Origin of the sequence: Winogradskyella helgolandensis (assembly GCF_013404085.1) — a bacterium.
Classification (GTDB): Bacteria; Bacteroidota; Bacteroidia; order Flavobacteriales; family Flavobacteriaceae; genus Winogradskyella; species Winogradskyella helgolandensis.
Map to the genome: position 1 here is coordinate 2,590,796 of NZ_JABFHO010000001.1, position 25,235 is coordinate 2,616,030.

The following is a 25,235-nucleotide window of genomic DNA, read 5'->3' on the forward strand; positions in this document are numbered from 1 at the left end:
TTTAATATTAAGACACTACAAGAATTATTTTGTCACAATAAAAGTGATGTTTTTTTTTATTTTCTTGGATGAAACTTATTTAAAACCTCACTTAAATGCGAACGATCTACATGCATATATATTTCAGTAGTTGTAATGCTTTCATGGCCAAGCATCATTTGTATGGCTCTTAGGTCTGCACCATTTTCTAATAAATGAGTAGCGAAAGAATGTCTGAAGGTATGTGGAGATACGTTTTTATTCAATCCTGTTTTTTCTACTAATTGTTTTATAATCGTAAAAATCATAGCTCTTGTAAGTTTTCCTCCTTTGTAGTTTAAAAAGAGGATGTCTTTAGAATGAGGTTGCACATCAATATGGTTTCTAATTGCAATCCAAATATTTATGAATTTTTGAGTGTTTAACCCAATAGGGACAAAGCGTTGTTTATCTCCTTTACCAGTAACTTTAATAAAGCCTTCTTCAAAAAACAAATCTGATACTTTTAATCCTATTAGCTCACTTACACGTAAGCCACAGCTATATAAAGTTTCTATAATCGCTCTATTCCGTTCCCCGAGGTTGACTCCATTATATTGGTAACTTAAATCGATGGCATTAATTAAGTTATCAATATCAGAAATAGATAACGTATCTGGCAGCTTTCTACCTATTCTTGGAGACTCAAGTAAATCTAAAGGATTGGTAGTTCTGTAATTTTCAAAAATTAGGTAATCAAAAAAATTACGAAGACCAGATATCAATCGTGCTTGCGATCTTGGGTTTATAGTTTTTGAAATTGAATAAATAAAGTCTTTAACAGTATTAGTATCTATAACAGTAGGGCTAGTTTTAATAGAGTGATTTTTAAGATGTAAGATGAGTTTTTTTATGTCGTAACTATAATTCTCAATAGAGTTATTAGACAATCCACGTTCTATACGAAGATAATGTCTGTAATCTGTTAATGCTTGCTCCCATTTCATGGTTAAAAATAGTGATTTTAGCTCTTAAATTAACTTAAATGATTACGTAATTTACTGCATTTATGAGTTTAATTGTTAACAAGTGTTGTTTTAAGTGGCTTAATATAAGTTATTTAGGTGTAAATGTTAAAAATAATGTTAATAACTATACAGTGAAATTTTCATAATAGAAAAAAAAGGCTTTAGTTTGTAGTAATCAATTTAAAACTTATAATATTATGAAAAAATTATTTTTATGTGCTGCGCTTGCAGCATTTGCTTTTACAAATGTAAATGCACAAGAAGTGACATTTGGAGCTAAAGCTGGTCTTAACTTAGCTTCTATTTCCGGCGATGACACAGATGATCTTGATGGTAGAACTGCTTTTCACATTGGTGCTGTTGCAGAAATTTCTATCTCAGAAAAATTTTCTGTACAACCAGAATTATTGTATTCAATTCAAGGTGCGGCATTTAAGGAAGATGGTTATGAAGAAACTTTGAAATATGATTATTTAAACTTACCAATCATGGCTAAATATTATGTAGCTGAAGGATTTAGTGTAGAAGCTGGACCTCAAGTAGGATTTTTATTGTCTTCTAAGTATGAAGCTGAATTTGACGGAGAATCTGAAGAAGCTGATAATGACGATGCTAGCAGTATTGATTTTGGACTTAATTTTGGTCTTGGATATAAAATGGACAGTGGTTTAAATTTTGGAGTTAGATATAATTTAGGTTTATCTAATATGTATGATGGCGAGTTTTCTGATGATTTTTCAATAAAAAATAATGTTTTACAAGTATCTGTGGGATATTTTTTCTAATCTGAAATAGATATTTTATAATTTAAGAGAGGCATTTTGCCTCTCTTTTTTGTTTAAAAAAATTTAGAATTATAAGCAACAAAATGTTTTAAGTTTAAAATTAATGATAAGGCGTATTTAGTCCTAATTTTTGAAGTTTTAGAAATCAGTCGTTTAGGTTGTTTTTGTGTTTTGAGGTTGGTTTTTACCGATGAAATACACTAAATTTTAACAAATTTAGGGTTTCCACTATAAAACTAAAGTCTACATTTGCCGACCAAATTAATTATCAAATTTAAACTTAAATTATGAAAAAATTATTGTTTACAGCTGCAGTAGCAGTATTAGGATTTACAAGTGTAAGTGCACAAGAAGAAGTTAAGACTTACAGTTTTGGTGAAGGTGATATCTTTATTGAAGGTATGGTTGGATTTAGCAGTTCAAATGACAAAAACACTGAGGTTAAAGAAAACGGTTTTGAGATTAGCCCAAAATTAGGGTATTTCATGAGCGAAGATTTAGCTATTGGTGGTGAATTATCATTTATGTCTTCTAAAGAAGAAACTGCAGGAACTGATACAGCAGATCAATCTACTTTTGGTGTTGGTGTATTTGCACGTTATTACTTTTTAGATTTAGGTGAGCGTTTTAAAACTTATACTGAATTTGGTGTTGGTTACGCTAGTACTAATTATGAACTTGCTGATTTCAAAGTAAATGGTTTCGGAGCTGGTTTAGATTTAGGTATTAACTATTTCGTAACTGAAAAAATTGCTTTAACATTTGGTTTAAAGAACGTATTATCTTTCGCTTCAGCTAAGGCTGACGTTGATGGAGCAGAAGCTGTATCAGAATTTAACTTAGGTTTTGGTGATGTTGCTAACCCATTCGGTGGTAATGCTGCTTTTGGTATCTTATTCAAGTTATAAGACTCAAAACAACAAATTATTATAATTAAAACCGAAGCAATCGCTTCGGTTTTTTTATGCCGTTTTTTAGGATTATAAAAACTAATTCAAAATGATCCACGTCATTAATCCTATTGTTTAATAGCTATAATTTTGTATCAACGAATTTGGCATAAAGCCCAAAACTTAAATATTAAAAATTATATATCATGAAAAAATTAATGTTAATGGCTGCAATCGCAGTTTTCGGATTCACAAATGTAAATGCTCAAGACGATACTTCAGGTGGACAAACATCGGAAGGTAAATGGTTAATTGAGGCAAATACAGGTAATCAAATGTTAGGAACGACAGGGCTTTATTTCTCATCGAGTGATGGTAGTTCTAACTACAATATCGGTTTAGATGGTGGCTATTTTATTATGGATGATCTTGCAATTAAAGCTGGTTTAGGGTATGGTGGCTTTAGTCCTGATGAAGGTGATTCTACTAGTTCATTTTCTTACCGTTTAGGGGCAAAGTACTACTTTAATAGCATGATTCCTGTAACAGTAGATTTAACAGGTGCTTCAGGTGATGGAGCTGAAAATTATGCAGGCGAAACACCATTATGGTTAGGTGTAGGTGCCGGTTATGCATGGTTTATTAGCGATAATGTTTCTATTGAACCAGGTTTAAGATACAATGTCTCCTTAAACGAAGATTATACAGATGAAGGTGTACTGCAATTCAATGTTGGTTTTGCTTTACATTTCTAGAACTTACGACATTTTAAAAATAAAAAAACCGAAGTATTTCCTTCGGTTTTTTTATGCGCATAATTTAATATATTTACAGTATGAAGCAACTTATCATTATTAACGGCCCAAATTTGAATCTCTTAGGCAAGCGCGAAACCAATATTTACGGTAATTTAACGTTTATGGAGTTTTTTGATGCTGTAGTGCAAAAATATCCTAATGTAAAGCTAGAACATTTTCAATCTAATATAGAAGGAGAGCTTATTGATAAAATTCAAGAGGTTGGTTTTTCGTATGACGGTATTATTCTAAATGCCGCTGCTTACACACATACCTCTGTCGGAATTGGTGATGCTGTTAAAGCCATCACAACTCCGGTTGTAGAAGTGCATATTTCTAATACATTTTCAAGAGAAAAATTTAGACATAAATCGTTTATATCTCCAAATGCTAAAGGAGTGATTTTGGGCTTTGGCTTACAGAGTTATGAGTTGGCTATTGAGAGTTTTATTTCAATCTAGTAGGAATGAACAATATGATAGGTAAAACGTTCTACTTTTTCGAATACTAAAACTGTTTTATATGAAGCCTTTTATTAAAGTACTCTTATTGTTTATTCTTATAGGTGGTGTGTTTAGTTTACAAGCTCAAACGGATTTTGGTATTAAAGGTGGATTTAATTTTACCTTTTATAACGTTGAAGAAGCTAATTTTGGTGATGATACCAATGTGCAAACAGGAGTTTATGTAGGTGTCTTTGCTGATTTTGAAATAGAAAATGATTTTCATTTACAACCCGAATTACTTTATATAGGGCTTGGAGATTTTAAGTTTTTAAACGCTCCAATTTATTTAAAATACAATATCAATGATAATTTTAATATTCTTGTTGGTCCGAGTATCAATTATTTCTTCGATTTTTTTAATGCTAAACTTAAGGTGAGAGCAGATTTAGGATTTGCTTATAACCTCACTTCAAAATTAGATCTACACATGAAATATACCATAGGTTTTGAAGAAATAACACCTAATGGATTGTTTTTAGGTTTAGGTTACAAATTATAAATTCCATTGGTTTTTCACAAAAGAGTTAATGTTTTATGTCATTGAGTTGATGTAACTATTAAACTTTTACGATTGTTTTTTGACTAAAAAAGTAAACTTGTTAAACTGCTGTTAAGCCTTATTGTTGCTGGGATTTTGACTATTAGATTTGTTGTTTTAACCCAAATAAAACAATAATAATTATGAAAAAAATAATAGTTTTTACAGGAGTATTTTTAATGGCATTAACATCTGTTTCTGCACAATCAGATTCAAAAACAATTCAGTTGGGAGCAAAGGGAGGTGTCAACTTTTCTAAGATCACTGGAGACGATTTTGAAGATGTAGATGCCCGAACAAGTTTTAATGTAGGTTTAGTTGCTGAAATTCCACTTTCGGAACGGATTTCTTTTCAACCAGAGGTATTTTACTCAGGACAAGGTTTTGATATTGTACAAGGTGAAGACCGAGTTTTTGATACCAGTGAAGATGTAGAATATCAATTAGACTACATTCAAGTTCCTTTATTATTTAAAGCCTATTTAGTAAAAGGATTAAGTATTGAAGCAGGTCCACAATTCGGATTTAAAATTCATGAGGAATTTGATTCGGAGCCTAACTCAGATGGTGGTGATATAGAAATTGATGAAGATGATTCTTATGTTAAAGATTTTGATACCAGTTTAGCTGTAGGAACGTCTTATAAGTTTGATAACGGTTTCTTTGTAAGTGCACGTTATACTATGGGATTAACAAACATCTTTAAAGAAGATACACTTTTTGAGAATGTAGATGGTAAAAATGAAGTTGTACAAGTTGGTTTAGGGTTTATGTTCTAATCTAGCCATCCTGAATAATAGTATAAAAAAAGTTCCAGTTAATTCTGGAACTTTTTTGTTTTATAGCTTAATCTTTTGAATTTAATTGAAATGCTATCCTTCTAATTTGGTAAAAGTAGAATCGTAGGTTTTGGAGTAAACTAAACGATTTTAGTATAAGTGAAAGGTCACTATTCGATAATAAATCAACAGAGGTGTTAAAGTTCCATTTTAACTCTAAATTGCGTATTAAGATTATTTAACTAATTTATAACCAAGCAGTTGTTTGATATAATTGAAAATGAGCTATTTTTGATAATGCTATAACTATTGACGTCATGACATCTTCTGTTAAACACCTGATATGCCTTATTGCTTTTTTTAGCGTGTATCTAATCTCTACTTCACAATGTTATGGACAGCAGAGCTCACAATTTGCTACCTTTCAAGAAGATTTAGCATCACAAAATTGGGATTTAGCAGTTAATGGAATTTTCTTAACTAAAAATATTTCTTTTACCGCGAGTCAGTTTGAATTTTTAAATGCTGAAGCGAGCTTAATAGAGGTTCCTTTGTTATTTAAAGTGAAGATAACCGAGAAATTGAGTCTTCTGTCTGGTGCTAAAATAGATTTTTACAAAGTACAGCAACGTCTGTCTTCTGATGTAGGTGTTTCAATATCTACGGGCTTACAATACGATATAAATAAGAATGCCTTTATTAATGCAGGGTTTAATTTTCAAATAAATAATACAGGTTATGGTTACAATTATAACTATGGAAACAACTCTAGTCTTAATTTAAAATCCGGAATTAAGTTTTAAACAAAAAAAATGCGATTCAATTTTGAATCGCATTTATTATATATTGAACCATCCGAGTAAGAACTCCTAATTTTTGAGAAGTTTGGGATGGGATTATAAGTGTATTACTTCATCATAAGCAGCAGCAACAGCTTCCATAACGGCTTCACTCATTGTTGGGTGAGGATGCACTGTTTTTAAAACTTCGTGTCCTGTAGTTTCTAACTTACGACCTAATACAGCTTCAGCAATCATATCGGTAACACCAGCACCAATCATATGACAACCTAACCATTCACCGTATTTGGCGTCGAAAATAACTTTTACAAAACCATCTTTTGCACCACTAGCACTTGCTTTACCAGACGCTGAGAATGGGAATTTACCAATCTTTACATCCAAACCTTGTGCTTTGGCTTGTGCTTCAGTTAAACCAACACTAGCAATTTCAGGTGAACAATAAGTACAACCAGGAATATTTCCGTAATCTAAAGCTTCTACATGCTGACCAGCAATTTTTTCTACACAAAGAATACCTTCGGCAGAAGCAACGTGTGCTAAAGCTTGACCTGGAGTAACGTCTCCAATAGCATAATAGCCAGGAATATTAGTTTGGTAGAAATCATTAACTAAGATTTTATCTCTATCAACTGCAATTCCTACATCTTCTAATCCTATATTTTCAATATTAGATTTAATACCAACCGCAGATAATACGATATCGGCTTCTAATACTTCTTCCCCTTTTTTAGTTTTTACAGTAGCTTTAACTCCAGTTCCAGACGTATCAACAGAAGTCACTTCTGCAGACGTCATAATCTTAATACCAGATTTTTTAAAGCTACGTTCCAATTGTTTAGAGACTTCATCATCTTCAACTGGTACAATTTTATCTAAATATTCTACAATAGTGACTTCAGTGCCTATAGAATTGTAGAAATAAGCAAACTCAACACCAATCGCTCCAGAACCTACAACAATCATTTTTTTAGGTTGCTTCTCTAAAGTCATGGCTTGTCTGTAGCCAATTACTTTTTTACCATCTTGTGGTAAACTTGGTAACTCACGAGAGCGCGCTCCAGTTGCAATTATAATATGATCCGCAGAATATATAGTACCTTCAACGTCAATTTTCTTTCCGGTTTTTAGAGTTCCAAAACCTTCAATAACGTCAATTTTATTTTTCTTCATTAAGAATTTCACACCATTACTCATGCCTTCAGCGACACTTCGGCTACGTTTAACTACAGCGTCAAAATCGTGCTCTGCACCAGACACTTTAAGTCCGTAATCTTCAGCATGTTTAAGGTACTCAAATACTTGAGCAGATTTTAAAAGGGCTTTTGTAGGAATACAACCCCAATTTAAGCATACACCACCAAGGCTTTCTTTTTCTACAACGGCAGTTTTAAATCCTAATTGTGATGCTCTAATTGCAGTTACGTAGCCTCCTGGACCACTTCCTAATACTATAATATCGTATTTACTCATGGGTAAGTTTTTTTATTGAATTTTTGAAGTTACAAAAATAACGAATTCCAAAAAGAAAATCCCAAAATCCAAAACCTTTAAATTCAATAATGCATTATTTTAAGTTCATTTTTGGAATATTGATGTTGTCTTTTATATTTCAGTTAAACATCATCCGTAAAATGCCTTGGGTTTTTATCTTGTTGAAACTTGTTTTTGTTATATGCTTTTGATTGTCCTTTCGCTATGGATAGAGACTTCCATTCATTTCCTTTTATTATTTTTCCTATGAATACCATCTGACCGACATGATAAGCGTAATGCATCATTTGTCTGTTAATAGCTTCAGTCACTGAATGTCCTCCATTTCTTATGTAGATAGTTTTTTCTAAATCGGATACGTTTAACGGAGTAATAGCTTCAAACAGACTATCCCAACCATCGTTCCAGGCTTTCAATAATTCTGCTTTGGTAGTAAAATTGTCCACAAATTCTTCATCACGACGTCTCCATTCCTTTTCACCATCTTCGGTTAAAAAGTTGGTCCATCGGCTCAGCATATTTCCAACAAGATGTTTCACTATTATGGCAATAGAATTTGAATCTTGAGCAAATTCTTTTTTTAGATCGTCAAAAGATAATTTAGCTATCGTCTTGTCTCCAAGAGCTTTGTAATATTTAAATTGTTTTATGGTGCTCGTTAAATAACTATTCAAAACATAGAGGTTTAATGATGGGTGTTAGGTGTTAAAAACTAAATACTAGTAGTTAGACTTTACGTAAGAATGTTTTCAATGAAGTGAAAAAAATGAATATGATATAAAAGTGTAAGTTTTATATCCATTTTAAGACTCTTTAGATAACTAAATTCTAGTTTTACCAATTTACTATTTATAAATGAATTCTTAATGAAAAATTATATAATTGTCCTCTTCGTTGCATTACTGTCAAGCTGTAAAAATGAAAATTCTAACAACCGTAAAACAGATTTAGAAACGAATCCTAAGACCTTAACTGCAGATGATATTATTAGTAAATCTATTGCTGTTTCTGGTGGTAAACGTTTCGAGAAATCTAGTTTAAAGTTTGAATTTAGAGATGTTTATTACCAAGCCTTGCGTAAAAACCACGAGTTTCTTCTAGTTAGGGTTTTAGTGAATGATAAGGATTCTATTTTTGATATGCTAAGCAACGTAGGATTTGAACGCTACCATAATGATGCCTTTGTGAAGCTTGAAGATTCAATTGCTAATGTGTATTCTGCCTCTGTAAATTCTGTGCACTATTTCTCTGTGTTACCATATGGGTTGAATGATGAGGCGGTTAATAAAACGCTTTTAGGAAGTGAACACATTAAAAACAAGGATTACCATAAAATAAAAGTCACTTTTGATGAGTCGGGTGGAGGGGAAGACCATGAGGATATTTTTGTGTATTGGGTGAATAAAGATACTTTTAAGGTTGACTATTTAGCCTATTCGTATGAGGAAATTTCTGGAATAGGTATGCGATTCAGAGAGGCTTATAACGAGCGTTACGTTAACGGATTACGTTTTGTAGACTACAATAATTATAAATCTGAAACTACGGCTATTCCCCTTGAAAATCTTGGAAAAGCCTTTGAAGATAATCAACTACAACTACTCTCTAAAATTGATCTTGAAAATATTAAAGTCGATTTAGTTAACAACTAATGACTCTGTTGTTTTTCCACTTTTTGATACCGTAATTATATAAAGACCACCGTTGTTATCGTCGGCCATATCGTCATACTTTTCTTCACCTAATAAACCATTTGCAAATTTTGGTGTGGTATTGCTATGTCCAACGACTAATACGGTTTTACCTTTTGTTTTTTTAATAAAGGCTTCAATTTGTAAGTCTGAAGGATTATATAATTGAATTTCTAGGTTATTCTGTTTTGCTGTTGGTAAAGCCGTTTGTTTTGTTCTGTTGTAATCTGTAGAATAAACAGCATCAAATTTTATATCTTTAAAATGTTTTGCCCAATTTTCGGCACGCTTGAGACCTGCATCAATAAGTTCTGGATTGTGATTGGATGGATCTGTTCTATTTTTTTCGGCATGTCTAATTAAATAATACGTAGAGACGTCTTCTTTCTTCTCAGTTTTCTGATTACAAGAAGGAAATGCAAATAACGAAATAAGAGCGATTAGAATTAATTTCTTCATAGCAAAATAAGTTAGTTGATGCTAAGGTAATATTTCTAGAATAAAGTCGGATATTTAAAAATAATAATTCAAGTAAACGGTAATTACTTATGCTAATTCTAACGCAATTTCTATCATGCTTTTAAAAGTAGTTTCACGTTCTTTACTTGTTGTACTTTCGCCTGTAACTAAAGAATCAGAAATGGTTAAAATTGCTAGTGCATTAACATTGTGTTTGGCTGCAACAGTGTAAAGTCCGGCTGCTTCCATTTCTACGCAAAGCACTCCAAATTTGGACCATTTTACATAGGCTTCTTTACTGTCTTCGTAGAAAATATCAGAGGATAAAACATTACCAGCTTTAATCTCAATATTTTTAGTTCGTGCTGCTTCTACTGCTTTTATAAATAGACCAAAATCTGCTGTGGGCGCATAATTAGCGCCACCAAATCGTAGTTCATTAACACCAGAGTTAGATGAGGCAGCCATAGCTAAAACAACATCTCTTAATTTAACATCTTTTTGATAAGAACCAGCACTGCCAACCCTAATAAGGTTTTTTACACCATATTCAGTTATAAGTTCGTTGGCATAAATTGAAATGCTTGGCACTCCCATACCAGTTCCCATTACAGAAACTCGTTTGCCTTGGTATGTACCAGTGTAGCCAAGCATTCCCCTAACTTCATTGAAGCATTGAGGGCTTTCAAAAAATGTTTCAGCAATCCATTTGGCTCTTAATGGATCTCCAGGTAATAATATAGTTTCTGCGATTTCGCCTTTTTTGGCTCCGATATGTACACTCATACTACAAAGTTAAGCAAAGTGTTTTAATTAATAGGCAGCATTTGATACTTGATTATTCATCATAGCAACTCCAGCTGAAGCACCAATTCTGTCTACACCAATGTCAATATATTTTTGAGCAGTTTCTGCATCTCTAATGCCGCCAGAAGCTTTAATCTTTAGCTTATCTCTTACAGTTTTTCTCATTATTTTAACTGCAGTTAGTGTCGCACCACTTTTTGAGAAACCTGTTGATGTTTTTACAAAATCAGCTTTGGCATCAATACAGATTTCACAAGCTTTAACGATTTCATTTTTTGAAAGTTCACTAATTTCAAGAATCACTTTAAGTGGAATAATGCCAATGGCTTGCTTCACTTTGCTGATATCTTTAAGAACAGCAAGGTAATTTTTGCTTTTGAGACGGCCAATATTCATTACCATATCGATTTCGGTAGCACCTTGATCAATAGCTGTTTTGGCTTCAAATATTTTAGCTTCGGTAGACATGGCTCCCAAAGGAAAACCAACTACGGTACAAATTTTTACTTCAGATCTACCTAAGGCTTGTTTAGCGAGTAAAACATTACTGCTGTTTACACAAACAGAGTAAAAATCATATTTTAAAGCTTCATCACAAAGTTGTAGAATATCTGATTCGGTTGCAGATGCACTTAATAAAGTGTGGTCTATGTATCTATTTAAATTCATTTTTTTTATATAAGTAGGGTTATAACATAAAATGGCTATAGTAATTATCTACAAGTAGAGGGATTACTAGTCAAAAATTAAAAATCGTAAAAGTTTTGTTGGAATTATATAGCTCGACAAAATTAATCATTTATCCGATAAAAGGGGTGTTAAAAAAAATAATTTATTATGCATTTCATCGAATAATTGTTAATAACTCTGAAACTATTTCATTTTAAGACCGATAGAAATTTATTTTTGTAGGGTTTTTTTTGATATACTATTTTTGTGATTAAAAGGTGTGAAAAGGAAGAGCAACACTCCTTTCAAGCGCTTGAAATTTGTATTGCTCTTAACCAACCAATCACTATATAGACTATTTAAAATCGATAGTGTTACAATGTTATTAAATCTTTTCAGTAACTAAATCACCTTGATTTCTAAAGACGAGCTGTCCATCAAATTCATCTAGTAAAATAATACTATCCGTAGTCACGCGACCAGCTAATATTTCTTTACTTAATTGATTTAACACGTCTTTTTGTATCACGCGTTTTACAGGTCGTGCTCCATATTCTGGGTTATAACCTTTATCAGCCAAATAACTTACTGCTTCTGGTGTTGCATCAAACGTAATACCTTGCTTAGCAATCATTTTAGTGATGCCTTTTAGCTGTAAACCTACGATGTCAATAATGTTTTCTTTAGATAATGGAGTAAACATTATGGTATCATCAATTCGGTTTAAAAACTCTGGTCTTACGGTTTGCTTTAATAACGCTAAAACATCCACTTTTGCTGCTTCAATTGCTGAAGGAATATCCTTTGTCGCTTCAAAACGTTCTTGTATAATCTGACTACCCATATTAGAAGTCATTATTATAATGGTGTTTTTGAAATCGGCAACACGCCCTTTGTTGTCTGTTAAACGGCCTTCATCTAATACTTGTAATAAGATATTGAAGGTATCTGGATGCGCTTTTTCTATTTCATCTAATAATACTACAGAATATGGTTTTCTTCTAACTGCTTCAGTTAATTGCCCACCTTCATCATAACCAACGTATCCCGGAGGCGCACCAACTAAACGACTTACTGCGTGGCGTTCTTGATATTCACTCATATCTATACGCGTCATCGCATTTTCATCATCAAACAAATATTCGGCTAATGCTTTTGCCAACTCTGTTTTCCCAACACCTGTTGTACCAAGAAATAGGAAGGTACCAACTGGTTTACTTGGGTTTTGTAATCCAGCTCTTGATCTTCTCACAGCATCACTTACCGCTTCAATAGCTTCTTCTTGTCCTACAACACGTTTATGTAGTTCGTCTTCAAGTTTTAATAACTTTTCACGATCACTTTGAAGCATTTTAGTTACCGGAATTCCAGTCCACTTCGCTACAACTTCTGCGATATCTTCATAAGTTACTTCCTCTTTAATTAAGGATGTTTCATTCTGTTCAGATAATTCTTTTTGGAACTTTTCAAGTTGCTCAGTAGCTTCCTTAATTTTTCCATATCGGATTTCTGCTACTTTACCGTAGTCACCATCACGCTCTGCACGTTCAGCTTCAATCTTAAAGTTTTCAATTTCTTGTTTTATATTTTGAACATTATCTACAACTTCTTTTTCGGACATCCACTTAGCATTCAGCTCATTTCGTTCTTCCTTAAGATTCGCTAAATCCGATTTTAGACTTTTTAGTTTAGTTTCATCTTTTTCACGTTTAATAGCTTCATGTTCAATTTCAAGCTGCATAATCTTACGATCTAAAACATCTAATTCTTCTGGTTTAGAGTTGATTTCCATTCGTAATTTAGAAGCAGCTTCATCCATTAAATCAATGGCTTTATCTGGTAAAAATCTATTGGTAATGTAACGTTGCGATAATTCTACAGCACCAATAATCGCTTCATCTTTAATCTGAACTTTGTGGTGTGCTTCATATTTTTCTTTAATACCTCGTAGAATTGAAATAGCACTTTCGGTGTCTGGTTCATCTACTTTTACCATTTGAAAACGACGTTCTAAAGCTTTGTCTTTCTCAAAGTATTTTTGGTATTCATCTATCGTTGTTGCGCCAATAGCTCTTAATTCTCCACGAGCTAAAGCCGGTTTTAAAATGTTTGCAGCATCCATGGCGCCTTGTCCACCACCAGCACCAACTAGCGTGTGAATTTCGTCAATGAATAAAACGATGTCACCATCACTTTCGGTCACCTCTTTAATAACTGCTTTTAGTCGCTCTTCAAATTCACCTTTGTATTTTGCACCTGCAATTAGGGCTCCCATATCTAAAGCAAATATCTGTTTGTCTTTTAGGTTTTCAGGAATATCTCCATCAATGATTCTATGCGCTAAACCTTCAGCAATGGCTGTTTTACCTGTACCAGGTTCACCAACTAAAATCGGGTTATTTTTTGTTCTACGTGATAAAATTTGAAGGATTCTTCGTATTTCTTCATCACGACCAATAACGGGATCGAGCTTCCCATCGCGTGCTAATTGGTTTAAGTTTTTAGCATATTTACTGAGGGAATTATAAGTTTCTTCTTGACTCTGAGAAGTCACACGGTCACCTTTGCGTAATTCTTCTATAGCCGCGTTTAAGCCTTTTTCAGTAACACCTTGATCTTTTAAGATTTGAGCAATTTTACTTTTAGATTTAAAAATGGCTAAAACTAAATGTTCAATAGATACAAAGTCATCATTCATCTTTTTAGCTATGATAGACGCTTCATTCAGTGTTTTACTAGCTTCACGTGAAAGCATAATATCTCCACCTGAAACTTTAGGGAAGCTTTCGAGTTCTTTGTCTAGTATCTGTTGAAGTATAGATACGTTAACATTCAACTTTTTAAGTAAGAATGGTAATACATTTTCATCAACATTAAAAAGGGCTTTAAAAATGTGCTCGTTTTCTATTTGCTGATGACCAAAACCTTGAGCGAGCTGTTGCGCCTGCTGTATGGCTTCTTGCGATTTAATGGTATAGTTGTTAAAATTCATCTTATATTATTTTTGCTGTCAATTGGAAACTTCTATTAGCTCTAATCAACCTTGTTTTATTGTTGTGTTTGACTATCTTTAGACAATTATCTTACCAATTTAATAATGTAAGAATTAAACGACAAAATGTCTGTTTTAGTGATTTTAGCAATGACGTTTTGTCTTATGTAAGATTACGAATTTGTTTCGACTTAAAGAATGACCTTGGTCAGTTTAAGGTTCTGGTTATAGGTTAACTAAATCGCTAGAACTGGCGATAGACCTTTTAAAAAAGAATTATGTTTAAAAAATTATTCGGTTCTTCGGAACCAAAAGAAGAAAAAATATTGCCTTGGCAACCATTAAGCGATGTATCTCAATTAACTACTATTGAAGAGCAATCTAAAACCAAAACACAAATTATATTTAAGCACTCTACACGTTGCGGAATTAGTAGCATGGTGATGAAACAGTTTGTCTCAGCATATGATGTAGAGCTAAATGCTGATTTGTACTATTTGGACTTGCTAAGATATAGAGATGTCTCTAACGAAATAGGTTATAAGTTTCAGGTGATGCACCAATCTCCTCAACTTTTAGTAATAAAGAATGGAGTAGCGGTGGCACATGCGTCTCATGGTGCTATAAATGATATGACTTTAGAGCAATTTGTTTAATCTTTTTTACTATCCAAAAATAAAGAAGCCTCAGCATCATTTTGATGTTGAGGCTCCTTTATATAATAGAGTTTCTGTTATTAGTATTTAACTATAATCTTCTTATTAAATGTTGCTGTTTCTGTTTCAGCTTTAATAATATAATTACCTTCAGAAATATGTTTCACCGGAATCTTAATCTCGTTAGACATTGGTAAGTTAGTCGCATTCCAAGATGCCACAGTTTGACCTGCCACATTAATTAAGTATAGCTGTTTAACCTTAACAGAAGATGGGGTCTTTACATAAATTTCGTCAGTATCGTGTAAATATCTTACCATTATATCTTTAAACTCTTCCTTAATGATCGATAGTGTTGCATCTTCTTGGAATGCTAAGAAGAATCTATCATTATAAGTCCCAGCTTCTAAATACATTTGGAAATTAACATCATTGAATCTGGTATAAGTTCCTTCCACAGCATCGAAAATATAGACATCAATAGCCTCGTCGAAGTTTTCAAGTTCGGTAAGTCCAATTTCAATATTACCCTGTTCTCCAATCACCATATCTAACGGATAAACTTTAGTCTCATCAAATTCACCAACACCTTGAATGACATAATTATTGGCTTCGATAAGGAAGGATAGGTCACTTGGGAATGTTTCCGTGTTTAAGGCGTCATAACCATAGTCAAATAAATCTGTGGCATCATTGCCTGGTGTGAAAGCCAATAATAAAGGTCTGATAGCACCTTCAGGCGAAATGAAATTCAATCGGATACGTTGGATTAAATTCTCATCACTATTTTCAATGTTTACATTTAAATCTGATGAATCATTAGTGGATCTTAGAAATAAGGATTCTGAACCTTCTTTTTTAAAGAAACGTTGGCTGTTTTTAAATATAACAACGTTGCTATCTTGACCAGCGGCCGCATTTACGAAGAAACCTTGACCTACGGGAATATATCTTTTAGGTATTGCTGATACAGCATCACCAACAACTCCAATACCAGGGGAAGCTACAGCTCCTAGACCACCAGATAAATTGTAAGTTGCATAACCACCTTGATAATCTGCAAAAACATGAGTGTTATTTGTTGATGCCTGCTTCCAAAAATAGAGAGCACCATCAATACTGCCAGTTGTCCCGATATTAGCGGTAGGCACAACACTATTAGGAATGTTATCTTTAATAAATTCATTAGCATCAAGAGCTGATGGGTAGGGATTACCTACTAATGTTTGGTTAAGAATAGGATCATTGTCCGTAACAGTGGTAGTAATATCACCATTATTCGGCATTCCTCTGAAAGTGTAATTATGGTTTCCTGCAGCATTTCCAGGACCAGGACCTTTCATTGTAAATCCTAAAGCTGCACCAATGACTCCTGTTTCTCCTTCTAATTCCCAATCAGACATATCATCTTCTTGACCTTCAGAAAAAGAATAAATCCAACGACGTGTAATTGATACTGGGTTTCCTGGTGCACCATCATGACCGTTTATCCAGTTAACTTGTTGGTTTCCGTCGTAAAGAATATCTTCTAAAGTATATGTTCTATCATTAAATGGACCTGCAGAACTCACAGGACTGCCCCAATAATTATAATTAAATGTATTGGCTGTACCCTTTTGGTCGCGCTCTAATTTACCATTACCAGAATAATCAACTATACTTCCCTCGGGTTGTAAGAGTTGGGATTCACCTTCTAAGTCTAAAGTACCATTTATTTTAAGGTATTTTTCTACCATTAAAGGTTGGTCGTTAGTAATAGATAATTTATCACCGACCGTTAAAGGAGTATCAACTAAAAGACCTAAGACTTGCGTCGCTCTGTTAACCGTAATATTATGTTGTGTTCTAACAATATTCCAATCTATGCCTCCTGTATTGGGTAACATTTGAACATCGTGATTTAACCATGTGCTTGGTGTGTCCCAGTTGCCATCAGCCATACTTACATATGGTAATGGTGCCGTTTCAGCTTGACTTGTAGACATATTTAGTAAACGGCCATTAGCACCAACATCTGCATTTAAATATCCAGCACTAATATCTGCTGTACCTTGGTTCATTTGATAATAAGCATCCAAATTAGACCAACTTAAACCTGTAGGGACTTGATTGCCAGTAACACTTCCAATAACACCACCATTGTTTTCAATTTCTTGGTTCATCATGGTTCTTATCTGATCTTGAGTCAATGCTGTATTCCAAATACGCACTTCATCCATCCAACCATTATAGTAGTTTGTTGGAATGCTTGTAGCATCTGCCATGGCACCTAAAAGCATGTCAGAACTGTTTGCTGCAGGCCTAGCAGCAGTAATATCACCTTTATCAACACCATCAACATAAAGCGTATATGTTCCGTCATAGGTAACAGCGAGATGATACCAACGACCTGATGTTATTCCACTTGCTGAAACACTTGTACTATTATTCGCATTAAATGAGATGATACCATTTGTTAAACGTAAATCATAACCTGTTGACATGTCTCCAGCATCACGTTTAGACAGTATCGTTTGGGTAGTTCCATTTATAACATTTGGTTTCACCCAAATTTCAAAACTAAAGTTTCCAGATACATCATAAGTATCACCAAAATTAACGCTGTTATTACTTGTACCATCGAAATCTATAAAATCACCACAAAGCGGGAAATTTATACCACTAATTACAGCGGTATCATCAGCACAAGGAGCTGTATTATCCAGGGTCCAAGTAATCTCGTAATTTGCTCCACTTTCACCAGTAAAGGTGGCGTTTGGATCTGTGAGACTGGAGAAGCTATATGCATTTCCAGAAGGTATAGATACTGCCGACCATGTACCAGTTTCATTCCCTTGTAAATGAATCGTTGTATCATTACAATTATTAATAGTTGTTAAATTGGAAGCAACGGCATCAACAAATGGAATTACTGTTTTTTGAACTGTATTACTAGTCTCAGAACAAGCAACACCGTTTAGTGTTGAAGTCGTAATGACTTGATAGAAAGTCGTATCAGATAATACGGGAGGATCGTATGTAGCACTAGTTGCTAAATTTATGTTTGTCCAAGGACCAGAATCGCTAGGAGCACTTTGCCATTGGTAAGATAAAGTTCCGCTTCCAGTTGCAGGTGTCGTTACTGTAAATGCAGTAGGATTTTCTGTGCTACAGACTGTTTGATTACCTGCAATAGTTGAAGGTGAAATATTATTCACAAATACAACTAAAAAGTTTGATTCAGATTCACAACTAACACCACCAATAGTCGCTGTTACAACGCGTTGATAATAGGTTGTGGTTGTAATACCTCCTGGTACATCATAGGTTGCACTCGTAGCACCTCCAATATTAGTCCATGGCCCTGCGCCAGATGTTGTACTACTTTGCCATTGGTAGGTTAAACCTGTACCTGTAGCAGGTGTCGATACTGTAAACGAATCTGGATCTCCACCAGAACAAACCGTTCTATTACCAGAAATTGTACCAGCAGTTACACTATTAGCTATGACGGTTATGGCATTAATACTAGTGACTTCGCATGCCACTCCGTTTAAAGTAGAAATTGCTATTCTTTGGTAATAGGATGTTGTCATCAAACCAGCAGGTGCGTTGTACGTTGCTCCGTTAGCACTTGGAATATCTGTCCAAGGCCCTGAGGTCCCAGTAGTACTTATTTGCCATTGGTAAGATAATGAACCACTACCTGTTGCTGGAGTAATTACCGTAAAGGCTTCTGGATTATCTCCACAAATGACTTGGTCATTTCCAATTTCACCACCTGTGACTTTGTTTACTGTTACAATTATACAATTACTTGCTGCTGTACAATCTGCAACGTTGAGTGTTGATGTTCCTAAACGACGGAAATATGTGGTATCTGTTAAACCTGGTGGTGGATTATAAGTGGCACCCGTAGCGCCAGAAATATCTCCCCATGAACCACCACAGCCCGTTGTGTTGCTTTGCCATTGGTAGCTAATAGTACCACCTCCAGTAGCAGGTAATGTATTTCCTAATACAGTCGGGTCTCCACCATCACAAATGGTTTGGTCTCCAGAAATAGTACCTCCATCAATATCATTAATTAGGACTTGTATTGGTGTTGTGTTAACGGACTCACAATTTACACCATTAACGGTAGAGGTTACAACACGTTGAAACCATGTGGTTTGTGTTAAGGCAGGTGAGTTATAAGTTGTAGATGTTGCACCAGTAATATCTGTCCAAGGGCCAGTTGCACTTGTTGTGCTGTTCTTCCATTGGTAAGATAAATTTAAACCAGTAGCAGCTGTTGTTTGTGTAAAAGCAACTGGGTCACCACCAGAACATAAGGTTTGGTTTGTGCCAACAACGCCAGGGTTAACTTTTGGTGCCACAGCAATAACAATTGTTATTTCATCACCAATACATCCGTTAGATGTAGGAGTAATAGTATAAGTAACATTTCGTGTTACACTGGTATTATTTACCAAGTTATTTACAATTGTATAACTGTTGGAAGGTGTGCTTATGTTACCTGAGTTACCACTAGAAGGGCCAGAAACATTGCCTGTGTTATTTCTAGTCCATGAGAACTGCATATTGGCATCTGTAATATTTCCGTTGACTTCAATATCAGCGCTAGTGTCACTACATATAGTCGTAAAAGGTGCAGAAGCTGTAGCCACAGGTGTAGGTCTAATGGTTACAGGGATATATTGTGGAGAAATACTACAAATGAAATCACTTTCTTGTGGATTGTTTCCTGCGTGGTTGTAAACTGCAGGCGTAACTTCTAAAACTGTTGTAACTGTTGCATTGGTATTATTTTGAACAGTTAAAGGTCCTATGTTTGCAGTTGAACGCCTAAAGTAAATCCAAAAGCCAAAACGATTACCTGTTGTTCCAACAGGGCCTCCTATGCTTGGTGAAATATAATTAATATCAGCTGTCCAACTGTAACGAACAGCTGAATTTTCCCCATGAATAGATTCTAGCGAAGGGGAAAAGGATGAACCTGGGCAAATTGGACCACTCAAATCATCATCAACATCAAAATCGAATCCAGCATTTGAAATTACTTGTATAAATACGGGATTACTAAATACGGTTCCACAAGCATCGATAATTCTGACTCTATAATAATAATTTTGAGCGCCAAAAAATGGTATTGTAGGTGGCTGGTAGGTGTTATTAGTTGCACCTCCGATATTAGTCCAGCCAGATGTACCATCATCACTCTGTTGCCATTGGTAACTATAGTTTCCAGATCCGCCAACTGTCGCTAAATTGTCAATTACTAACGTAGCTGGTCTCGCTAGTAAACAAACTGCTTGGTCATCAGATATAACAGGATCAATTAAAGGCGCATAAACAGTTACCGTAGCAGTTGTAGTTGTACTACAACCATTTGCCGTTGCGGTTATTGTAAAGGTAGTCGTTTGTGTGCTTGTTGTTTCATTTGATAATGTACCACTTATTGTAGAACTTGTACCACTTGCTGCTACACCCGTTATATTAGTTGTGTTATTTCTAGTCCACGAATACGTTGTTCCTGAAACATTATTACTAGTGCTTAATACAATATTGGTAATTGCTGTATCATCACAAATAGTTTGTGAAGTTGGTGTCGCTACTATTTTTGGTGTTGGCTTTACTATGACTTCAGATGTGGTTGTTGAACTACATCCATTGGCAGTGGCTGTAATTGTAAATATGGCAGTTTGATTAACGTTGGTATTATTTACAAACGTGCCGTTAATTGGTGAGCCAGACCCACTATTTGGAAAACCAGTTAGATTTGTTGTGTTGTTTCGTGTCCAAGTATATACAGTTCCTGATACATTATTAGGGTTTGTAATTGCAATTGGGCTTATGGAGTCACCATCACAAACAGTTTGTGATGCTATTGATGCAGAAACGGTTGGTGTGGGATTAACAGTTATCGCAGCTGTAGTTGTTGCTGATGCACAACCATTAGCATAGGCAGTTATCGTAAACGTTGTCGTTTGAGGAGTGTTTGTTGTATTGGTTAAGGTGCCTGAAATAGCTGTTCCTAAAGCAATACTTGTACCACTATTAGGCATTCCGGTAATATTAGTTAGATTATTTCTATTCCAACTATAAGTTACAGTTCCTGCAACATTATTAGGATTACCAACCACAAGATCTGTGATAGAATCACTTGAACAAACATTTTGAGTGCTAGGTGTCACAGATACTGTTGGAGTAGGATCAACAGTTACAGTAATAGTAATAGGATCTGATGTACAACCATTTTGAGAAGTACCTGTTACTGAGAACGTAGTTGTTTGTGCAATATTAGTGCTATTTGTTAAACTTCCTGTTATTGATGTTCCTGATCCATTGGCGGTCATACCGGTTACATTGCCTGTATTGTCTCTTGTCCAGTTATAATCTATAGTACCAGAAACTCCACTAGTTTCTGAAAAAACAATAGGTGTTATACTTTCTCCTGGGCAAATGGTTTGACTAATTTGTGTTGCACTTACAATTGGTTTTGGATGTACTGTCACAACAACTACAAAAGTAGAAGCGGAGCAGCCACCCGTTGTCGCTGTGACATTATAAGATGCTGTTTGGGTTGAACCCGTCGTGTTAACAAGTGTTTGATTAAAGTTGGATTGTCCACTTTCAACAGTAGCTCCTGTAAGACCTCCTGAAATACTTGGTAAACCCCAAGAATAAGTGGTTCCAACAGGAACTGTATTGCCTCCTCCATTTGCAGGCGATACTGTTGCCAAACCTTCACTACAAGCAGTTGTTGTATAGTTGATAGCAATATAAGGTGTTATATTAATTGTAATTGGTAGTGTTGAAATAGATCCAACACCACAAGCATTAGAGCCTTGAACGGTTATATTCCCAGAAGTTGCTGTCACACTATAATCTACAACAATACTATTAGTATTTGCTCCACTAGCAATTGTTGCTCCAGTTGGTAATGTCCAAATATAATCTGTTGCATTTGTAATAGCAGGCACGGTATAAGTGACACCATTTTGACCTTGACAAACTTCGATAGGACCTGTAATAGTTCCTGCGGAATCTGGCAATGGGTTTACGGTTACGGTTACAGATGCACACGATGTAGTATTACAATCCCCAGAATATCTCACAAAGTATTCAGTAGTTGTTGTTGGAGAAACCGTAATACTATTTCCTGTACCTTCAGAAGTGCCACCACATGAACTAGAAAACCATTCTGCAGTTGCACCAGTTCCTGCTAAACCACCATCTAATGTTAAGGTTGTAGATTCCGTTTCACATATAATTGAGGTACCTAAAATACTTGTAGGTGTTACAGATGGGATATTTACGGCGATATCAAAATTAGCTGATACCACACCCGAGCCACAAGAATTAGTTCCTACTACGGTAATAACTCCTGATGCAGCTACTGCTGAAAAGTCAATGGTAATGGATTCTGTATTACTTCCTGATACTATTGAGGCACCTGTAGGTAATGTCCATGTATAATCAGTAGCGTTCGCAATTGCTGGTATAGAAAAAGAAACACCTGTATCACCTTGACACACAATTGCGGAACCTGTAATTGTTCCTGCTGTGTCAGGTAAAGGGTTAACTGTTACCGCGAAATCGGAAATTGTACCGTTACCACAAGAATTTGTGCCTTGTACACTTACATCACCAGAGGCTGCTGATAATCCAAAATCTATTTCAATACTATTTGTTCCAGCTCCATTAACTATAGTCGCTCCAGTTGGGACTGACCATGTATAGCTTGTTGCATTCGTAATTGCAGGTACGGAGTAAGATACATTATTTTCACCTTGACAGACTGTACTGGTACCTGTAATAGTTCCTGCTGCGAGTGGTAAAGGATTTACTGTTACTGTTACAGAAGCACATGATGTTATATTACATATACTTTCATATCTCACGTAATATGTGGTGTCTGTTGTTGGTGAAACCGTAATGCTATTTCCTGATCCAGCAGATGTACCACCACAAGAATCGGTGTACCATTCTGCAGTTGAGCTAGTTCCGGCAAGGCCTCCACTCAATGTTAAGGTTGTAGAGTTTGATTCACAAATGGTTGATGTTCCTGTGATGCTTGTAGGTGCAATTGAGAGCGTATTAACGGTTACAGAAAAATCTGAGTCAGCACCATCACCACAAGTATTTGTTCCAGAGACACTTACGGTTCCAGAAGTTGCAGTTGGTGAAAAGTCAACAGTAATACTCTCTGTATTAGTGCCAGAAGTAATTGTTGCTCCAGCTGGTAATGTCCAAGTATAATCTGTTGCGTTGGAAATTGTAGGTATAGAAAAAGAAATACCTGTTTCTCCTTGACATACAGTAGCTGTACCTGTTATGCTTCCTGTGTTATTTGGTAAATTATTTACAGTGACAGGAAAACTAGAAGTTGCTCCATTTCCACATGAATTACTGCCGTAAACTGATATATTACTAGAAGCAGCAGAGGCTGAAAAATTAACTGTTATATTATTGGTGCCAGCTCCAGATGCAATAGTAGCACCAGTTGGTAACGACCACGTGTAATTTGTAGCGTTTGTGATTACTGGCACAGAAAAAGCAATGCTTGTTTCTCCTTGACAAACCGGAGATGTACCTGTGATTGTACCTGCAGCTGCAACTGGATTTTCAACGGTAACTGTATAAGATATACAACCTGTAGTATTACAGGTGCCATTTCGTCTCGCATAATAAGTAGTCGTTGATAGTGGGCTAACATTAAAAGTATTCCCAGTATGAAGAACGGTACCTCCGCATGAACCTGAAAACCATTGAATAGAAGAGCCAGTTCCTGCTGTGCCGCCACTAGCTGTTAATGTTGTAGAACTCCCTGAACAAATAAGGTCTGTTCCAATTATAATATTGGGTGCCGTAGATGATGAGTTGATTGTTATATTACTTGCGCTTGTGGCAGTGCCTGCACTTGTTATTACTGTAATTGCTCCAGTAGTGGCAACTGGTACAACAGCTGTAATTTGATTAGCACTATCTACGGTATAAGATGCGGCATTAACGCCATTAAATCTAACCGCAGTTACCCCAGAGAAATTGGTGCCTGTAATGGTTACAGTATCTCCTGAGCAAACAGTTGTAGGAGTAAAACTTGCTATTGTTGGTGTTGGGTTAGTATAACGTAAATACACATTATCTATGCCAGCAGGAGGTTGACTACCCGCACTATTATCATTTCTCCATTCAAAAACTAGCCTGAATGTTGTATTGGCATATGTATTAGGAATGGTAATATTAGTTTCGTTTGTCCATGTATCTTGATCATAATAATTATCTTCACCAATTTGCACTCTTCCTCCAAAAGCAGTAATTTGAGTGTTATAATTTGGGGTATAAGAAGTAGGTACCAGCCATACTCTCATAGCATCATAAACGGTGGTGCCCCATATTTCCCCTTCACTAATCCATCTAAAATCTAATAATATATTAGTTGCACCAGCTGGAATTGTGACATTTCTATAAAGATGAGTTCTACTTGTTCTATTGATTCTGTATGTATGATTGTAAGGCACACCATTATCCCTAGAGACATACGCTGATCTATCACCTGTAAAGCCTGCTTCAGCATCAGGCTCACATACCCATCTAGTATTATTTCCACTTGTGGTTGCAATCCAGCCATTATCAGCAAATGTAGTTCCTGATTCAAAACCACCTTCAGCATTTGGGTTAATGACCGTGGTCTGAGCAAAAGAAAAACTAGAAATTAATAGTAGAAATACTAGTGGAGCAACAAGAGTTAAAACCTTTGAGTAAAGATGTTTCATAACAGCAATATTTAATGTTTAAAAAAACAAAACATTATTAGGGAGTAATGTTTAGCTCGTTAATTTTATATAGTGAACTAATAATTATATTACGTTGAGGGATACGCAAATATAGATTTTAAAACGAAATTTACAAATAAAATCATCGATAAAATGCAATTAACCACGATAAAGTGTATTTTTATGTAGTGTAAAGTAAGAAAACGGATTGTACATAAGTCGCGTTTTTATTGGGTTTTATTAGTGATTTTACTAAAAAAAACCGGTCTCTTCTAACCATAGATTACGACAATTGAGCTAATATAAAATAGATGGTTTTTCATGCTATTTAGTCTTAAGAAGACTTATATTTTGTTGTTATTAAGCTATTTGCCTTGAATAAATATCAAAATTTAAAGCATTTTAGTTATCGTTTTTATAGTACTCGTCGTTCAAAATTTACTACAACGAACATAAGGCGTTTATAAATTAAACGCTTACTTTATAATTGCTATGAACTAAATAGGGATATTCAAATATAAATGTAAAATTGTTTCCACTTCTATAAAATCGTCAATCCGCAAAAATCATCTTTAAATGAAATTATTGTGATATAGTAGGTAACCTTGGTTTGAATTATTAAAAT

General features: G+C 34.9%; 17 protein-coding genes. 9 read left to right on the forward strand and 8 right to left on the reverse strand.

The genetic code is table 11. The features are described 5' to 3' along the window. Positions 1 to 56 precede the first annotated feature (56 nt). A complete protein-coding gene (gene xerA, locus HM992_RS10800; RefSeq protein WP_179319661.1) occupies positions 57 to 965 on the reverse strand; it encodes a site-specific tyrosine recombinase/integron integrase in 909 nt (302 codons plus the stop codon). Between the two features lie 218 nt (positions 966 to 1,183). Here xerA and HM992_RS10805 point away from each other — a divergent pair, with 218 nt between their 5' ends. The 7 genes from HM992_RS10805 (at position 1,184) to HM992_RS10835 (ending at position 6,084) form a co-directional block, all read left to right on the forward strand. Next, positions 1,184 to 1,771, forward strand: coding sequence for a porin family protein (locus HM992_RS10805; protein WP_178984997.1), 588 nt, complete (start codon positions 1,184 to 1,186; stop codon positions 1,769 to 1,771). A gap of 287 nt (positions 1,772 to 2,058) precedes the next feature. Next, on the forward strand, positions 2,059 to 2,679 hold the full coding sequence (locus HM992_RS10810; RefSeq protein WP_178984998.1) for an outer membrane beta-barrel protein: 621 nt from the start codon (positions 2,059 to 2,061) through the stop codon (positions 2,677 to 2,679). 188 nt (positions 2,680 to 2,867) lie between these two features. Next, positions 2,868 to 3,416 (forward strand): outer membrane beta-barrel protein, encoded by a 549-nt coding sequence (locus HM992_RS10815; RefSeq protein ID WP_179319662.1) that lies wholly within the window; start codon positions 2,868 to 2,870, stop codon positions 3,414 to 3,416. 80 nt (positions 3,417 to 3,496) lie between these two features. Further along, entirely contained in the window at positions 3,497 to 3,919 is a 423-nt protein-coding gene (aroQ, locus tag HM992_RS10820; protein WP_179319663.1) for a type II 3-dehydroquinate dehydratase, read from the forward strand. Positions 3,920 to 3,980: 61 nt separating this feature from the next. After that, positions 3,981 to 4,463 carry an outer membrane beta-barrel protein gene (locus HM992_RS10825; protein ID WP_179319664.1) on the forward strand — a complete coding sequence of 161 codons (483 nt, stop codon included), beginning with the start codon at positions 3,981 to 3,983 and terminating at the stop codon, positions 4,461 to 4,463. Between the two features lie 182 nt (positions 4,464 to 4,645). Continuing rightward, positions 4,646 to 5,281, forward strand: coding sequence for a porin family protein (locus HM992_RS10830; protein WP_179319665.1), 636 nt, complete (start codon positions 4,646 to 4,648; stop codon positions 5,279 to 5,281). Positions 5,282 to 5,598: 317 nt separating this feature from the next. Continuing rightward, positions 5,599 to 6,084 (forward strand): hypothetical protein, encoded by a 486-nt coding sequence (locus tag HM992_RS10835; RefSeq protein ID WP_179319666.1) that lies wholly within the window; start codon positions 5,599 to 5,601, stop codon positions 6,082 to 6,084. A 93-nt stretch (positions 6,085 to 6,177) separates the two neighbouring features. On the opposite strand, the gene lpdA is transcribed toward HM992_RS10835, so the two are convergent. Then, complete coding sequence (lpdA, locus tag HM992_RS10840; RefSeq protein ID WP_178985004.1) at positions 6,178 to 7,554, reverse strand: dihydrolipoyl dehydrogenase; 1,377 nt, start codon at positions 7,552 to 7,554, stop codon at positions 6,178 to 6,180. Between the two features lie 143 nt (positions 7,555 to 7,697). Next, positions 7,698 to 8,249: a DinB family protein gene (locus HM992_RS10845; protein ID WP_179319667.1), complete on the reverse strand. Its 552-nt coding sequence runs from the start codon at positions 8,247 to 8,249 to the stop codon at positions 7,698 to 7,700. A 192-nt stretch (positions 8,250 to 8,441) separates the two neighbouring features. Between HM992_RS10845 and HM992_RS10850 the strand changes: the two genes are divergently transcribed. Then, positions 8,442 to 9,227, forward strand: coding sequence for a DUF6503 family protein (locus HM992_RS10850; protein ID WP_179319668.1), 786 nt, complete (start codon positions 8,442 to 8,444; stop codon positions 9,225 to 9,227). On the opposite strand, the gene HM992_RS10855 is transcribed toward HM992_RS10850, so the two are convergent. The 4 genes from HM992_RS10855 to clpB all read right to left on the reverse strand — a co-directional run bounded on the left by HM992_RS10855 (position 9,213) and on the right by clpB (position 14,193). Then, the gene (locus HM992_RS10855; RefSeq protein ID WP_179319669.1) at positions 9,213 to 9,725 is read right to left on the reverse strand and encodes a SixA phosphatase family protein; all 513 of its coding nucleotides are present in this window, start codon (positions 9,723 to 9,725) and stop codon (positions 9,213 to 9,215) included. The two genes, HM992_RS10850 and HM992_RS10855, sit on opposite strands and share 15 nt — an antisense overlap. Positions 9,726 to 9,812: 87 nt before the next feature. After that, positions 9,813 to 10,511, reverse strand: coding sequence for a purine-nucleoside phosphorylase (gene deoD / locus HM992_RS10860; RefSeq protein WP_179319670.1), 699 nt, complete (start codon positions 10,509 to 10,511; stop codon positions 9,813 to 9,815). 27 nt (positions 10,512 to 10,538) lie between these two features. Continuing rightward, positions 10,539 to 11,201, reverse strand: a complete 663-nt coding sequence (gene deoC, locus HM992_RS10865; protein WP_178985009.1) for a deoxyribose-phosphate aldolase — start codon at positions 11,199 to 11,201, stop codon at positions 10,539 to 10,541. Positions 11,202 to 11,586: 385 nt separating this feature from the next. Next, the gene (clpB, locus tag HM992_RS10870; protein ID WP_178985010.1) at positions 11,587 to 14,193 is read right to left on the reverse strand and encodes an ATP-dependent chaperone ClpB; all 2,607 of its coding nucleotides are present in this window, start codon (positions 14,191 to 14,193) and stop codon (positions 11,587 to 11,589) included. A 278-nt stretch (positions 14,194 to 14,471) separates the two neighbouring features. Between clpB and ytxJ the strand changes: the two genes are divergently transcribed. After that, positions 14,472 to 14,849, forward strand: coding sequence for a bacillithiol system redox-active protein YtxJ (ytxJ, locus tag HM992_RS10875; protein ID WP_179319671.1), 378 nt, complete (start codon positions 14,472 to 14,474; stop codon positions 14,847 to 14,849). An 80-nt stretch (positions 14,850 to 14,929) separates the two neighbouring features. On the opposite strand, the gene HM992_RS10880 is transcribed toward ytxJ, so the two are convergent. Further along, entirely contained in the window at positions 14,930 to 24,610 is a 9,681-nt protein-coding gene (locus HM992_RS10880) for an Ig-like domain-containing protein (RefSeq protein ID WP_179319672.1), read from the reverse strand. Positions 24,611 to 25,235 lie beyond the last annotated feature (625 nt).

What these genes read in the sequence shown, in the direction of transcription:
- xerA (WP_179319661.1), bottom strand. Translation starts at nt 965, where the DNA reads ATGAAATGGGAGCAAGCATTAACAGATTACAGACATTATCTTCGTATA.
- HM992_RS10805 (WP_178984997.1), top strand. Translation starts at nt 1,184, where the DNA reads ATGAAAAAATTATTTTTATGTGCTGCGCTTGCAGCATTTGCTTTTACA.
- HM992_RS10810 (WP_178984998.1), top strand. Translation starts at nt 2,059, where the DNA reads ATGAAAAAATTATTGTTTACAGCTGCAGTAGCAGTATTAGGATTTACA.
- HM992_RS10815 (WP_179319662.1), top strand. Translation starts at nt 2,868, where the DNA reads ATGAAAAAATTAATGTTAATGGCTGCAATCGCAGTTTTCGGATTCACA.
- aroQ (WP_179319663.1), top strand. Translation starts at nt 3,497, where the DNA reads ATGAAGCAACTTATCATTATTAACGGCCCAAATTTGAATCTCTTAGGC.
- HM992_RS10825 (WP_179319664.1), top strand. Translation starts at nt 3,981, where the DNA reads ATGAAGCCTTTTATTAAAGTACTCTTATTGTTTATTCTTATAGGTGGT.
- HM992_RS10830 (WP_179319665.1), top strand. Translation starts at nt 4,646, where the DNA reads ATGAAAAAAATAATAGTTTTTACAGGAGTATTTTTAATGGCATTAACA.
- HM992_RS10835 (WP_179319666.1), top strand. Translation starts at nt 5,599, where the DNA reads ATGACATCTTCTGTTAAACACCTGATATGCCTTATTGCTTTTTTTAGC.
- lpdA (WP_178985004.1), bottom strand. Translation starts at nt 7,554, where the DNA reads ATGAGTAAATACGATATTATAGTATTAGGAAGTGGTCCAGGAGGCTAC.
- HM992_RS10850 (WP_179319668.1), top strand. Translation starts at nt 8,442, where the DNA reads ATGAAAAATTATATAATTGTCCTCTTCGTTGCATTACTGTCAAGCTGT.
- HM992_RS10855 (WP_179319669.1), bottom strand. Translation starts at nt 9,725, where the DNA reads ATGAAGAAATTAATTCTAATCGCTCTTATTTCGTTATTTGCATTTCCT.
- deoD (WP_179319670.1), bottom strand. Translation starts at nt 10,511, where the DNA reads ATGAGTGTACATATCGGAGCCAAAAAAGGCGAAATCGCAGAAACTATA.
- deoC (WP_178985009.1), bottom strand. Translation starts at nt 11,201, where the DNA reads ATGAATTTAAATAGATACATAGACCACACTTTATTAAGTGCATCTGCA.
- clpB (WP_178985010.1), bottom strand. Translation starts at nt 14,193, where the DNA reads ATGAATTTTAACAACTATACCATTAAATCGCAAGAAGCCATACAGCAG.
- ytxJ (WP_179319671.1), top strand. Translation starts at nt 14,472, where the DNA reads ATGTTTAAAAAATTATTCGGTTCTTCGGAACCAAAAGAAGAAAAAATA.
- HM992_RS10880 (WP_179319672.1), bottom strand. Translation starts at nt 24,610, where the DNA reads ATGAAACATCTTTACTCAAAGGTTTTAACTCTTGTTGCTCCACTAGTA.